14 protein-coding genes are annotated in these 14,764 nt (G+C 40.4%); 11 read left to right on the forward strand and 3 right to left on the reverse strand.

What is annotated here, in order from left to right; all coding sequences use genetic code 11:
• Window position 1: 1 nt before the first annotated feature.
• From IRY55_RS06615 to IRY55_RS06665, 11 genes are all read left to right on the forward strand, one after another.
• Complete coding sequence (locus IRY55_RS06615) at window positions 2–619, forward strand: anti-sigma factor family protein (protein WP_194562517.1); 618 nt, start codon at window positions 2–4, stop codon at window positions 617–619.
• A gap of 195 nt (window positions 620–814) precedes the next feature.
• Window positions 815–1,654, forward strand: a complete 840-nt coding sequence (cdaA, locus tag IRY55_RS06620; RefSeq protein WP_194562518.1) for a diadenylate cyclase CdaA — start codon at window positions 815–817, stop codon at window positions 1,652–1,654.
• Complete coding sequence (locus IRY55_RS06625; RefSeq protein ID WP_194562519.1) at window positions 1,647–2,960, forward strand: CdaR family protein; 1,314 nt, start codon at window positions 1,647–1,649, stop codon at window positions 2,958–2,960. The genes cdaA and IRY55_RS06625 overlap by 8 nt, the downstream gene beginning before the upstream one ends.
• Window positions 2,961–2,994: 34 nt before the next feature.
• Window positions 2,995–4,344, forward strand: coding sequence for a phosphoglucosamine mutase (glmM, locus tag IRY55_RS06630; RefSeq protein ID WP_194562520.1), 1,350 nt, complete (start codon window positions 2,995–2,997; stop codon window positions 4,342–4,344).
• Between the two features lie 182 nt (window positions 4,345–4,526).
• Window positions 4,527–5,300: a phosphate ABC transporter ATP-binding protein PstB gene (gene pstB / locus IRY55_RS06635; RefSeq protein ID WP_235961083.1), complete on the forward strand. Its 774-nt coding sequence runs from the start codon at window positions 4,527–4,529 to the stop codon at window positions 5,298–5,300.
• 178 nt (window positions 5,301–5,478) lie between these two features.
• Window positions 5,479–6,462, forward strand: a complete 984-nt coding sequence (locus IRY55_RS06640; protein ID WP_194562522.1) for a PstS family phosphate ABC transporter substrate-binding protein — start codon at window positions 5,479–5,481, stop codon at window positions 6,460–6,462.
• Between the two features lie 68 nt (window positions 6,463–6,530).
• The gene (gene pstC, locus IRY55_RS06645) at window positions 6,531–7,469 is read left to right on the forward strand and encodes a phosphate ABC transporter permease subunit PstC (RefSeq protein WP_235961075.1); all 939 of its coding nucleotides are present in this window, start codon (window positions 6,531–6,533) and stop codon (window positions 7,467–7,469) included.
• A gap of 55 nt (window positions 7,470–7,524) precedes the next feature.
• Window positions 7,525–8,358 (forward strand): phosphate ABC transporter permease PstA, encoded by an 834-nt coding sequence (pstA, locus tag IRY55_RS06650; protein ID WP_408015144.1) that lies wholly within the window; start codon window positions 7,525–7,527, stop codon window positions 8,356–8,358.
• A gap of 70 nt (window positions 8,359–8,428) precedes the next feature.
• Window positions 8,429–10,153: a sensor histidine kinase gene (locus tag IRY55_RS06655; protein WP_194562524.1), complete on the forward strand. Its 1,725-nt coding sequence runs from the start codon at window positions 8,429–8,431 to the stop codon at window positions 10,151–10,153.
• Between the two features lie 10 nt (window positions 10,154–10,163).
• Window positions 10,164–10,889: a LytR/AlgR family response regulator transcription factor gene (locus IRY55_RS06660; protein WP_194562525.1), complete on the forward strand. Its 726-nt coding sequence runs from the start codon at window positions 10,164–10,166 to the stop codon at window positions 10,887–10,889.
• A 120-nt stretch (window positions 10,890–11,009) separates the two neighbouring features.
• Complete coding sequence (locus tag IRY55_RS06665) at window positions 11,010–12,470, forward strand: carbon starvation CstA family protein (protein WP_194562526.1); 1,461 nt, start codon at window positions 11,010–11,012, stop codon at window positions 12,468–12,470.
• A gap of 55 nt (window positions 12,471–12,525) precedes the next feature.
• Here the strand turns inward: IRY55_RS06665 and IRY55_RS06670 are convergent, their stop codons facing one another.
• The 3 genes from IRY55_RS06670 to IRY55_RS06680 all read right to left on the reverse strand — a co-directional run bounded on the left by IRY55_RS06670 (window position 12,526) and on the right by IRY55_RS06680 (window position 14,756).
• Complete coding sequence (locus IRY55_RS06670) at window positions 12,526–12,840, reverse strand: YbjQ family protein (protein WP_194562527.1); 315 nt, start codon at window positions 12,838–12,840, stop codon at window positions 12,526–12,528.
• A gap of 165 nt (window positions 12,841–13,005) precedes the next feature.
• The gene (locus IRY55_RS06675) at window positions 13,006–14,160 is read right to left on the reverse strand and encodes an RNA-guided endonuclease InsQ/TnpB family protein (protein WP_194562528.1); all 1,155 of its coding nucleotides are present in this window, start codon (window positions 14,158–14,160) and stop codon (window positions 13,006–13,008) included.
• Window positions 14,157–14,756: an IS607 family transposase gene (locus tag IRY55_RS06680; RefSeq protein WP_194562529.1), complete on the reverse strand. Its 600-nt coding sequence runs from the start codon at window positions 14,754–14,756 to the stop codon at window positions 14,157–14,159. The genes IRY55_RS06675 and IRY55_RS06680 overlap by 4 nt, the downstream gene beginning before the upstream one ends.
• Between the last annotated feature and the right edge of the window lie 8 nt (window positions 14,757–14,764).

Genomic DNA, 14,764 nt, shown 5'->3' on the forward strand with positions numbered 1-14,764 from the left:
AATGAAACGTTGTCCAGAACATATCGTAGAGCAAATGCATAACTACTTAGATGGCGATATTAGTATTGAAGAAGAAGCAAATTTACGTGAACATTTGTCATCATGCGAAGAGTGTCGAGAACATATGAACGAGTTAAAAGAAACGGTCTTTCTCTTTTCACAATTAGAACCGGTTGCTCCGTCTATGAACTTTACAGCAAATGTGATGGCACAATTGCCAAAGCAAAAACGTAAGTGGAATGTTGGAAGAATTTTAAGAAAATACCCGATGTTAACAGCTGCAGCGATGTTTTTAGTATTGATGAGTGTGACATTATTTTCATCATATGGAAATGATCAGCAATTGTCCTATACGAAACAACCAAACTTAGTCGTCGATGGTAATACAGTGATTGTACCAGCCGGAACAGTGATTGATGGCAACCTCGTCGTGAAAAATGGTGATCTCCGAATTGAAGGCGAAGTACAAGGCGATGTGACCGTCATTAAAGGAACGAAGTATATGGCTTCGACAGCTGTAATTACGGGCGAAGTGGAAGAGATTGATCGTGCTTTTGATTGGCTTTGGTATAAAATTAAAACGAGCGTTCAAAATATATTCACTTCATCTGAAGAATAAAAAATGTCGCTACGCATGAATGAACTGCGTAGCGACATTTTATGTTGGCGTTCATTTTTTATAAATATCACGTATATTTTTTTACTGGAACTGGAAACATCTCGAGCGGTAAGGCGTCTGAAAAGAGAAGGAATCTGTTAGAGTGTATGCTATAATAAATAGATACTATTTCGGAATGGAATTGAGGTGAAGCGCATGAGTAATTTAGATTTTTTCATGACGATGAAGGCGAGTGAATGGATTCGAAGCATCGTCGACATCTTGCTCGTATGGTTCGTATTTTACAAATTAATTACGATTATTAAGGGAACAAAAGCTGTCCAATTGTTAAAAGGGATTTTTGTCATTTTAATCGTGCGTTTCTTAACGGAAGTTTTTGGTTTGAGTACGCTTGGCTGGATGATGGAGCAAGTGTTGACCTTTGGATTTTTAGCGGTCATCATTATTTTCCAACCAGAATTACGCCGAGCACTCGAACAACTAGGTCGTGGAAAGATTTTTGCTCGATCCTCACTTCAAGAAGATGAGGAGCAAAAGCGTTTAATTGAGGCGATGAAGAAGTCAGTTAGCTATATGGCAAAACGTCGAATCGGGGCGCTCATCTCAATTGAAAAAGAAACTGGGTTAAGCGAGTACATTGAGACAGGAACACCGCTTGATGCGACGATTACTTCTGAATTACTCATCAATATTTTTATCCCAAACACCCCACTACACGATGGCGCGGTCATCGTTCAAAAAAACAAAATTGCGGCGGCAAGTTGTTACTTACCTTTGTCTGAAAGCCCATTTATTTCAAAAGATTTAGGTACACGACATCGTGCAGCACTCGGAATTAGCGAAGAAACAGATGCTGTAACGATTATAGTGTCAGAAGAGACAGGCGCAATTAGTTTAACAGTAGCGGGAGATATTTTACGTAATTTAACGATTGACGAATTTGAAGAGCGTTTGACTGAATTATGGTTCGGAGCGGATGACACTGCTCTCGTTGAGTCAAATGTATGGAAATGGGGGAAGAAGAAAGATGGATAAGTTTATGGATAGTCCATGGTTTCTTCGTCTCACGGCGCTCATTCTTGCGCTCATTTTATTTTTCTCCGTTCAATCAGAGCAAGAGAAAAAGATGCGCTCAGCAAGTGGAGAGATGATGGATGTTATACGTGACGTTCCTGTTGAAGTATTTTATGACCAACAAAATCTAGTTGTAACAGGCGTACCAGAGACAATCGATGTAGAGATTGAAGGACCGCAAAATATCGTTCAATCAACACGTTTGTCAAAAGATTTTACTGCGCTTGTCGATTTGACGAATTTGCCACTTGGCGAACATTATGTCATGATTCAATATGAAAATATTTCTGATAAATTATCTGTTCGTTCAGATCCAAGTCGTATTAAAGTGAAGATTGAAGAGATGATTACAGAAACTTTCTCCGTAGAAGCGGAGTTGAATGAGCAATCGATTGGTGAAGAACATTATGTATCGATGATTGATGTCAATCCGAAACAAGTGGAAGTCACGGGTGCTAAGAGTATTATTGAGTCGATTGAATATGTAAAAGTGAGCATCGATGCGGAAAAAGGTGTCACGCAGTCATTTGAACAAAAAGCGAGAGTTCGTGTGTTAGATAAAGATTTAAATAAGTTAGATGTATCCATTGAACCGCAAGAAGTATCGGTACAAGTCGAAATTGAGCAGTTCAGCAAAAGCTTACCTTTAAAAATAAAGCAAGTCGGAGAAGCTGTTCCTGGTGTAACGATTCGCACAATGACAATGGACGCAACATCAGCTGTCGTTTACGGGTCTAAACATGAACTGGACCGTTTAAAAGAGTTGATAGTGGAAGTTGATGTAGGTAAAGTGAAAAAATCAGGCTCTGTAAAAATGCCGATTATCGTACCTGAAGGAGCATCGCGCGTAGATCCTCAAACAGTGCCAGTGAATGTTCAAGTGGATGTAGACGAGACAGTCATCATCGAACCAGAAGTAGATGAGGAAGTTGAACCGGATGTAGAAGAAGAAGGACAGGCAGCAGTAGAAGTAGATCCAGAAACGTCTAAAAAATTAGCGCAATTACCTGTGCAAATTGAAGGACTTGCTGATCAATATGAAGTGAATGGAGTGTCTCCGCCTACTGCAAATTTAACAATTACAGGTCAGAAATCAAAACTCGACCGTCTGAACAATTCAAATTTCAAATTGTATGTGGATGCGTCAAGTATCCAAAAAGCTGGACAATCTCGATTACCTGTCCAAGTACAAGGACCAAACGATGTGAAGTGGGCACTTGATGTGCAAGAGCTTATGATCACGGTAGAAGAAACACATGTATCTTAAAACGAGATGAAAAGTTTGAAAGGGAGAAAATGATATGACGAAATATTTCGGAACCGATGGAGTTCGCGGTGTAGCGAACAAAGAGTTAACGCCAGAATTAGCATTTCAACTAGGGCGTGTAGGTGGTTATGTGTTGACGAAAGATGCGACGACCAAACCACAAGTACTAGTAGGTCGCGATACGCGTATTTCAGGGCCGATGTTAGAAAGTGCCCTCATTGCAGGTTTATTATCAGTGGGCGTCGAAGTGATGACGTTAGGTGTTATTAGCACACCAGGAGTATCTTACTTAACACGTGCGATGAATGCCCAGGCAGGTGTCATGATTTCGGCATCACATAACCCTGTTCAAGACAATGGCATTAAGTTTTTCGCTGGCGATGGCTTCAAATTAACAGATGCACAAGAAGAGGAAATTGAACGTTTATTGAATGCAGAACGGGATGAATTACCACGCCCTATTGGTGGAAATGTAGGCACGATTACAGAGTATTTCGAAGGCGGACAAAAATATATTCAATATTTGAAACAAACGGTAGACTCAGATTTCATGGATATTCACGTTGCGATTGACTGTGCACACGGAGCGACATCATCTCTTGCGACTCATGTATTCGCCGATTTGGAAGCTGATTTATCGACGATGGGTGCGTCACCAGATGGATTAAATATTAACGAAGGTGTTGGATCAACGCATCCGGAAGCACTTGCAAAATTCGTCATTGAAAAAGAAGCGGCTCTCGGGTTAGCATTTGATGGAGATGGTGACCGTTTAATCGCAGTAGACGAGAACGGCAAAATTGTAGATGGTGACCAAATTATGTTCATCATCGCCAAGTACTTGAATGAAAAAGGAAAATTGGCGAAATCGACTGTCGTATCAACAGTGATGAGTAATATCGGTTTCTACAAAGCGTTGGAACAACATGGCATTGAAAGTGTCCAAACGGCGGTAGGTGACCGTTACGTCGTGGAAGCGATGCGTGAACAAACGTTAAACTTCGGTGGAGAACAGTCAGGTCACATCGTATTCCTCGATTACAATACGACAGGAGACGGCTTACTTACCGCTGTCCAACTTGTGAATATTATGAAAGAAACTGGTTTACCATTGTCAGAACTCGCTTCAGAAATGACGGTGTATCCACAACGTCTGATCAATATTCGCGTGGCTGATAAACATCATGTGACAGATAATGCAGCAGTAGCTTCTATGATTAGCACAGTGGAGGAAGAGCTCGGTAAAAATGGACGTGTTCTCGTCCGCCCTTCTGGAACAGAACCGCTTGTCCGTGTGATGGTAGAAGCGCCGAGTGAGGACGAATGCAATCGTCAAGTCGAACGCATCGCAGAAGTTGTCCGTGCTGAAATGGGAATAGACTAATATAAAGTGGAGCGTTATAAGCGCTCTGCTTTTTTACGTTTTCTTTACATAAGTTTGATAATTCCTCAATATTCATTTGGTACGCTTACCGTAAGCAAAATGTAACGGTTGATGAATCGATGAGAGGGGACTTACAAATGACACAAGTCATTGAAAGAACAGAAGCAGTGAAGTTGCGCGTCATGGAAAATGCTCAATGGAACAAGCCGGTATATGAAACGAACGGGTTAAATTTATGGTACGGGACGTCACATGCGTTAAAAAATATTGATTTAACGATTCACGAAAAAGAAGTGACGGCGATTATCGGACCATCTGGATGTGGGAAGTCAACGTATTTAAAAACGTTGAATCGCATGGTAGAACTTGCGGGAAATGTTTCGATTTCAGGGAATGTGACTTTCCAAGGAGATAATATTTTAGATCGTTCTATGCCTGTTGAAATGTTGCGCTCGAAAGTCGGAATGGTATTCCAAAAGCCGAACCCATTTCCAAAATCGATTTATGAAAATGTGGCGTTCGGTCCGAAAATACATGGGATTAAAAACCGGGCGATTTTAGACCAAGTGGTTGAAAACAGTTTGAAAAAAGCAGCATTATGGGATGAAGTGAAAGACCGTCTTCACGAAAATGCGTACGGTTTATCAGGCGGGCAGCAACAACGTCTCTGTATCGCTCGCGCACTTGCAGTTGAACCCGAAGTCATTTTAATGGACGAACCGACATCGGCGCTAGACCCTGTATCGACGAATAAAGTTGAGGAATTAATTAAAGAAATTAAAAATGATGTGACGATTGTTATCGTGACACATAATATGCAACAAGCGGCACGAATTTCAGATCGCACAGCATTTTTCTTAAATGGAGAAGTGATTGAATATGATCGTACATCGACTATTTTCAATGAACCAGCAGATCAACTGACATATGACTATATTAACGGCCGTTTCGGTTAATGGTGAAAAGTTACATCTTTTTATAGGATGTAACTTTTTCATTTCTATAATAAACCAAATTTACTTATCATTTACAAATATCATAAATCGGATTAATAATTCACTCGTATACTCATAAGTGAAGTTGATACATACTTACTTCAAAAAGAAGATAAATGTTCAAGGGAGGACAATTTGAATGAATTTTAAGAAATGGTTACTTACAGTTGTCATGGCAGCATTAGCAGTCGTACTCGTTGCTTGTGGTGGCGATGATAAGGAAAAAGATAACAAAGAGGCAACAGGTAGAGATGAAGGAGAAAAACCTTCAGCAGAAGAATTAGAAGGTAGTGTTGTCATCGATGGCTCAGGAACGGTATTCCCATTAATGTCACGCGTTGCAGAAGAATATATGTTAAATGAACAAGAAGGCGTTTCAGTTGAAGTGAGCCGTGCAGGAACGAGTGCTGGATTTAAAAAGTTCCTCGTAGAAAATGGGACAGACTTTAACGACGCATCACGTGAAATGAAAGATGAGGAAAAAGAAGAAGCAGATAAATTAGGCATCGAAGTAAAAGAATTAAAAGTCGCATTAGACGGTTTAACATTCGTGATTAATAAAGAAAACGATTGGGCAAGTGAAATGACACCAGAACAATTAATCTCTATTTTTAAAGGCGAGGTAAAACAATGGTCAGACATTAATCCAGATTGGCCAGCAGAAGATATCGCACCGATGGGACCGAACGAAAACCACGGAACGTACGAGTTCTTCTATGAAAAAATTCTCGATAAACAAGACTTAGCAGACAATGTGAACTTACAACAAGAATATTCAACATTAGTAAAATTAGTATCAGAAGATAAAAACGGTATCGCATTTTTCGGTTTCGGTTACTACGTAAACAACACAGATCAATTACAAGCAGTGCATGTTGATTTTGGTAACGGTCCAGTAGAGCCGAAATTAGAAACTATCGCAGAAGATGGTGACTATGCAGACTTTACACGTCCTGTATTCACATACTTAAACGTCGACAATGCGAAAGCAAAACCACAAGTGTTAGACTTCGCAATTTACGCGATGAACAATGTTAATACATTTGCTGGTGAAACTGGATTTGCTCCAATTCCAGAAGCTGAAGCGAAAGAAAATATTACATTTTTAGAAGGCTTAAAATAAGAATGATATAAAGTGAGATGAGCGCCCTTTATGCTCATCTCATTTTGTCCATGAGGAGTGGGGAACATATGGAAGATCAACGAGAAAAAAATATACGGCAATTGATTGAAGAACGTAAGCAGAAAAAATCATTTCGAGATTATTTCGAAAAATCAATTCCGTCTTTACTTTTTGTTATTGCAAGTATTTCTGTTTTAACGACAATTGGAATTGTGATTACATTACTTACGGAAACCGTAGAATTTTTTAAACGGGTCCCTATTGTAGAATTCGTAACAGGTACAGTGTTGAAACCACTGAGTCAAAACCCGGAGTTCGGTGTGCTACCACTCGTCATGGGTACGATGTTATCCTCTCTTATTGCGATGTTTGTTGCCGTGCCAATCGGTTTAATGACGGCGATTTATTTAAGTGAATACGCATCGGAAAAATTGCGTAAACGTTTAAAACCGATGTTGGAACTACTTGCGGGGATTCCGACAATCGTTTATGGGTTTTTCGCTTTCACATTCGTCACACCGATTTTAAAAAATTTAATTCCGGGATTAGAAGCGACGAATATTTTAAGTCCGGGTCTCGTGATGGGAGTGATGATTATCCCGATGATCGCTTCTTTATCAGAAGATGCGATGAGCTCTGTGCCACAATCGATGCGTGAGGGAGCGCTCGGATTAGGAGCGACGAAATTGGAAGTGACACGTAAAGTCGTCATACCGGCAGCACTCTCTGGAATTATCGCTTCATTCGTACTCGGGATTTCACGTGCGATTGGAGAAACGATGATTGTGACAATTGCGAGCGGTAGTACGAAAAACTTCACAGTCGATGTGACCCAATCGATGCAGACGATGACAGCGTATATTGTAGAAGTAACAGGTGGAGATGCACCAGCAGGTTCAACGGTTTATTACAGTTTGTACGCTGTTGCGATGACCTTGTTCATTTTCACATTGTTGATGAACGTGTTAGCGCGTTACGTATCACGCAAGTTTAGAGAGGTGTATTAAGATGGAACATGTTCAAGAAGCTCAGCAATTTGAACGTAAATTAAATGGGCGTTTAATGATGAATAAAGTGTCAAAAGGCATTTTCTTTCTTTCTACTTTATTCGGACTTGTCGTATTGGCTGTTTTACTTTATCGTGTTTTATCTGAAGGGATCGCCTACATTAACTGGAACTTTTTGACGGGTAAATTGTCTACAAATCCAGAACGTGCAGGTATTATGGGAGCCATTCTCGGAACGTTTTGGCTCATGATTGTCGTAGCGCCTGTGACGATGTTTCTCGGTGTCGCAACCGCAATTTATTTAGAAATGTATGCGAAGAAAAATAAATTCACTGAATTTATTCAGACGAATATTGCAAACTTAGCAGGAGTTCCTTCCATCGTTTACGGGATTTTAGGCTTGACAGTGTTCGTCCGAGCGATGGATTTAGGTAATATCGTTCTCGCTGGGGGACTGACGATGTCATTGCTCATTTTACCAATCGTTATCGTCGCGAGTCAGGAAGCATTGAGAGCGGTCCCTAAATTTTTAGAAGAAGGCTCACTCGGTATGGGAGCAACAAAATGGCAAACGATTCGTGCTGTCGTTTTACCTGTTGCATTACCAGGAATTTTAACAGGGGCTATTTTGGCGTTATCTCGTGCAATTGGAGAGACAGCGCCACTCGTCGTCATCGGAATTCCAGCATTGCTCATTCCATTCCCAGGAAGTATTTTCGATAAGTTTACTGTCTTGCCGATGCAAATTTATTACTGGACGCTCGATTCATCCCTCGTAGCAGAATATGCGAACTTAGCAGCGGCGACAATTATCGTCTTACTCGTCGCTTTACTCGTGTTAAATTCATCCGCGATTATCATCCGTAATAAATTTACAAAACGATTTTAGTCATTCGTAAAACGTGTTAGTCTTAATAGAGACTAGCACGTTTTTTAAATGCAATGAAAGAGGTGAGCGCATGGTCGATTTACTGATTATTATGCTAGAACGTGTCAGTATTATTGTTGCGATGGCTTTCGTTTTAACGCGTTTTCGATTTTTTAAAATGATGACCCAACATCATAAATTGAGCCGTAAACAAAATGTATCAGCGATTATTTTATTCGGATTATTTGGCATTATCGGCACGTATTTCGGGGTATCGTTTAATACATCGACCACTCACTTTGAAAGTGTGTCTAATAACTTAGCGCAAGAAGAAGCGATTGCCAATTCCCGAGTGATTGGTATAGTCGTAGCAGGTTTGCTGGGAGGTTCTCGTCTCGGAATTGGGGCAGGGTTAATCGCAGGGGTGCATCGGTTAATGCTCGGCGGGTTCACTGCTGTCGCTTGCAGTGTATCCACTGTTATTTCCGGAGGAGTAGCTAGCCGTTTACACCGTAAAAATAAACGCATTTCAACACCTATTGCTTTTTTAGTAGGAGCGCTCGCGGAAGCGTTTCAAATGTCGCTCATCTTACTCATTTCGAAACCGTTCGATCAAGCGTGGGCGCTCGTTTCTGTTATCGGATTGCCGATGATTATCGCGAATGGAATTGGTACTGCTTTATTCATGTTAATCATTTATAGTGTATTTGACGAAGAAGAGAAGGCAAGTGCGGTGCAAGCGGAGAAGACGTTGCGCATTGCCAATCAAACGATCGGGTACATGCGCCAAGGGATGACACCCCATACGGCAGAGCAAGTGTGTCACATTTTATATAAAGAATTAAATCCGGTCGCTGTTGCGATTACAGATGAGTCGCGAATTTTAGCCCATGTCGGCATCGCGAGCGATCACCATCAGCCACTTAGTGAAATTCAAACGCATTTAACGCGAGAAGTGTTGCAGCAAGGTGAATTAGTTGTCGCAGATGGGCCACGGATTCATTGTCAACGTCCTGACTGTCCACTCCAAGCCGCAGTCATCACGCCGTTAAAACTTCGCGGTGAAGCGGTAGGAACGTTGAAATTGTATTACCCGTCTAAAAAAGAGATTAATGAAGTGACGATTCAAATGATTCGTGGACTTGCGAGCTTATTAAATGATCAATTGGAACTGGCCGATGCAGAACGGCTTCATCAGTTAGCGAAGGAAGCGGAAATTCAAGCGTTGCAAGCTCAAATTAGTCCTCACTTTTTATTTAACTCGATGAACGTCATCATCTCACTCATTCGGACGAGACCAGATGAAGCGCGGTCTTTATTAACGTCGCTCTCTTATTTTTTAAGGCAAAATGTCGAGCGAACGAAAGCGCCATTCATTACGATACGAGAAGAACTTGCCCACGTACAAGCATATGTTGCGATTGAAGAAGCGCGTTTCGTCGATCAATTGACCGTCATTCAACAAATTGACGAAGCGGCGCTGGAAACGAAAATACCGCCACTATCGATTCAACCGCTCGTTGAAAATGCGATTCGCTATGGGATGCAAGGATGTGAAGGTCATTGCTACGTCACAATTGGGATTGATCGAATAAATGACAAAGTAAAAGTGGCAGTGTCTGATAATGGTTTAGGAATGACGGAAGAGAAATTACAAAAAGTCGGACAACAAAAAGATAAAGAGACAGAAAGTACAGGCGTTGGTTTGTACAATGTTAATCGTCGCTTAATGATGACGTATGGTCCGACTGCTGCATTGCAGTTTCAAAGTGAACTTGATATCGGAACAAAAGTACAATTTGTGATTGATGCATAGGGGGAACAACATGTTAACAGAGAAAGTACGAGCGATCGTCGTCGATGATGAACGATATGCTCGAGAAGAGTTAGTTTATTTATTAACGGAACAATTACATGTCGATGTCGTCGCTGAAGCGAGCAGTGGCGAAGAGGCGATTGTGCAAGCTGTCCAACATGAACCAGATGTTTTATTTTTGGATGTTTCTATGGGGAAGATGGGTGGAATTGAAACGGCTGAAGCGATTCAAGCATTGAAAAATCCACCTCAAATTGTGTTTGCGACAGCATACGCGCAATATGCTGTCGACGCTTTTCGGGTTCAAGCAACAGATTATTTATTAAAACCATACAACATTGAAGAATTAACGCGAGCGATTTCAAAAGTGAAAAGTAAAATGACACCTGCCGAATCGAAACGTGCACTTCATAAATTAGCGATTGAAAATGAAGGCGAAATTAAATACATTTCAATTTCGACCATTTTATATGCCTTTCGAGAAGAGCAAGCGACAATGATTGTAACATCACAGGCGACATACGAAGTGAAAATGTCATTGAAGCAATTAGAAGAGCGTTTAGAAGCGTATCCTTTTTTTCGCATTCATAAAAGCTACCTCGTCAATTTAAATGAAGTGACAAAATTGACTCCTTGGTTTAACGGAGCGTTTCAGTTAGAAGTAAACGGGCGCAGTGAACAGTTACCTGTCAGTCGCAACTACGTAAAACAGCTCAAAGAACGACTAGCGTTGTAAGTAAACGCTTTAAAACGACATGTTAATATGGAGAAACGACATGATGAATGAAAACGCTCTCTTTTGGTCTTATTTTTCTTATAATAAGGAAAATAAACATGTTCGAAGGGGAGAGAGACAATGATTACATTTATCGTGAGTATTATTTTATTAGTGATAGGTTATTTAACATATGGTAAATATGTCGAGCGTGTCTTCGGTCCAAAAGATCGTCCAACGCCTGCTTATACGAGTAGCGATGGTGTCGATTACGTGCCGATGGATACGAAAAAGAACTCATTAATTCAATTATTAAATATCGCAGGGGTCGGTCCTATTTTCGGTCCGATTATGGGAGCGCTTTACGGACCGGTCGCATTCATTTGGATTGTACTGGGGGCTATATTTGCAGGGGGTGTGCACGACTATTTAACAGGGATGATTTCCATCCGCAACCGCGGTGCTCACTTACCAGAATTAGCAGGGAAATTTTTAGGGAATGTAATGAAACACGTCGTCAACGTATTTTCACTTTTATTATTAGTATTAGTTGGAACGGTATTCGTTTCAGCACCAGCAGATTTACTTTACAATTTAATGGACGGTAAAGTTGCTTTAACATTTATTTTAGTTCTTATTTTCGCTTATTATATTTTAGCGACATTGTTACCGATTGATAAAATTATCGGGCGTTTTTATCCGGTTTTCGGAATGTTACTCGTCATTAGTGCGATCGGAATTGGAGGCGGACTCATTTTAAAAGGAGCACCAATTCCAGAGTTAACGCTTCAAAATTTACACCCGGACAATATTCCGATTTTCCCATTATTATTTTTAACGATTTCATGTGGAGCGCTTTCTGGATTCCACGCAACGCAGTCACCGATCATTTCACGTACGACTGAAAAAGAAGGACAAGGTCGTAAAATTTTCTACGGCATGATGATTGCAGAAGGGATTATCGCAATGATTTGGGCAGCAGCAGGCATGAGCTTATTCTCAGGAGATAAGTTAAATGAATTGTTAGCAGCAGGTGGACCAGCTGTCGTCGTTAGTGAAGTAGCGACAACGATGTTAGGGGCAGTTGGAGGAACGATTGCGATTTTAGGAGTGATCATTTTACCAATCACTTCAGGAGATACAGCATTCCGTAGTGCGCGTATGATCATCGCAGACTATTTCAAAATTGGACAAGCGAAAATTAGCAAACGTTTAATGATCGCTTTACCGATGTTCGTCATTTCAATCGCTTTAACACAAATTGACTTCAATATTTTATGGCGTTACTTCTCATGGGCGAACCAATCGACAGCGGTCATTGCACTGTATGTCGGCGCGATGTATTTATTCATTAGTAGGAAAAACTACTGGATTGCGCTCATACCAGGAATATTTATGTTAATGGCAACGACGACGTATATTTTAAATGCGAAAATCGGCTTTAACTTACCGATGAACATTTCGTATATCGGAGCGGTTATTACGACAATCACATTAACGGCAGTATTTTTCGTCGGAGCGAAACAAGCGCGTCAAAAAGAAATTCCGTTAGAAGAGGATATTTCACAATACGAAAAAGCACATCCTGTGCCAGAAGTTTAAAAATGAAAAGCTATGACAATTCACATTTGTGAGGAGTCATAGCTTTTTGTGTAAATTAACGGTAAATAACTGCTGTGCCTGTTGCGACACACATGAGCATGCCTTCACGCAATGTTTCAAAGTCGAGATCGACTCCGACGACCGCATTTGCACCGAGCGCCTTAGCGTGAGCTTCCATTTCAGCGAGCGCTGTTTCTCGAGCTTCAGTCAATTTTTCTTCATACGCACCGCTGCGACCTCCGACGACATCTGTAAAGCTCGCGAAAATGTCACGTACGATATTGGCTCCCATAATCGTTTCACCCGAGACGACGCCGAGATAATCGGTAATTTCGCGTCCTTGAATCGTTGGTGTTGTTGTTACTAACATACAATCACTGCTACTAAAAACATTATCAAATATATTCATCTGATAATGCTAGATTATTTCTTGCTTCTACGTGTTCCGCCTCGCCACTTGCTCGCTACTACGGTTTGTCTAACACTCCACAAGCGTCAATTCCGATGTAGCCCACCGTACATATACAAAGATTAGTTATGTTAATACTTTGTATTCTGTTGCATATTTTAGATTTAAACTGGCGTTAAAGTCGCGGTCGATTTCGATGCCACACTCATCACATACAAATGTACGCTCTGATAAGCTGAGATTCGACTTTTTAGCCCCACAGCACGAACATAATTTCGAGGATGGGTAAAAGCGGCTTACTTGTCTCAGCTCGATCCCATATTCGATACACTTTACAAGCAAATATTCTTTAAAATAAAAGAAGTTTTGCTGTGTGATGGCTTTTGCTAAATGGCGATTTTTCATCATGCCTTTGACGTTTAAATCTTCAATTGTTATATACGCTGGTTTGGCTTTCACCAGTTGATTCACAACGAAGCGAACGTATTCTTTTCGAATATTCGTCAATCTAGCATGCAGTTTCTGCAAACGTAGGATTTGCTTCTGCCTGTTTTTAGCGCAGAATTCACCTCTCTTTCGATTTTTATTTTGTTCATAGCTACGACTAAGCTTGCGCTGCTGTCGTTTCATACGCTTTTCAAGCTTTTTAATTTTTGACGTTTTATTAATGTTTTCATAGTCTCTATGATGACTGCATACCGCAAACTGCTTCAATCCAACATCTACACCGATGCCGTTCATTTCGGGCAAGTGTTCAGCTTGTCGTGATGCCATTTCACAAAGCACCGAGATGTAGTAACGATCTGCTTTTTGTGAAATCGTACAGCTTTTTACAACCGCGTCATATGGAATATAACCATATTCTTTTAAACGCACCCAGCCGAGCGTCGGAACCTTGATACGATGGCGCTCGACCAGTAAATCCGTTTTGTTGTTTTTCGGAAAATACGCTTTGACGTGCTGGTCCTTTTTCTTCTTAAAGCGCGGGAATTTCGCCAAGCCTTTGAAAAAGTTTTTAAATGCACGGTCACCATTCATAATCGCTTGCTTTACCGCTTTACTCGATACGTCTTTAATCCAAATGTCTTTCTCTTTTACGTACACATTGTTTAACCATTTTGAAAAATCATAGCCTGATAAGTGGCTACCTGTTTCTTTATAGTGGTTTTGTGCTGTCGCAACGTATAGATTATAAACGTATCGACACGTGCCGATTGTTTGATTGAGTTTTTGACGTTGCGTATCTGTGAGCATGATTTCTGTTTTAAATGCTCTTTTCATAGCTCATCATCGTCCTTGATTTTCTTCTTGTATTTTCTTAATCCATCAATTCGGGAAGAAAACACGTGAATAATTGAAATCAAGTCTTGAACAAGTTCTTCTTGTGGAGAAAGTTTTTCGTTATTCACCACAATGACTTTCACACCATTTTTCTTTAAAAACTGCTCAAACCACTCGTAACCAAAACGAACAAAGCGATCTTTATGAGAAATAATAATCTGATGAACCTCTTTTTGTTGTGCTAATTCAATCAATTCATTCCATTTTTTTCGGTTATAATTCAAACCACTGCCAATATCAGTCATTACTTCGTCTACAATCATACCTCTTGCATTTGCAAATGTTTTCAAAAATTCAATTTGATTCTCTAAATCATCTTTTTTCCCTCTATTTGAGACTCTGGCATAAATAATTGTCTTACCTACTTTATTTTCACGAATTCCCATATACTCTTCATATTGAGTATGTGTATAATATCTCCTTCCTTTAGGGTTTCGATAAGCAATTAATTTTCCTTCCCTGTCCCATCTCAGAAGTGTAACAACTGCCACACCGAGCATAGAAGCAAATTCTTGTGGCTTATAAATCTTTTCCATGAATACAT

The sequence above is a fragment of the Savagea serpentis genome, assembly GCF_015351395.1.
GTDB classification, from domain to species: domain Bacteria; phylum Bacillota; class Bacilli; order Bacillales_A; family Planococcaceae; genus Savagea; species Savagea serpentis.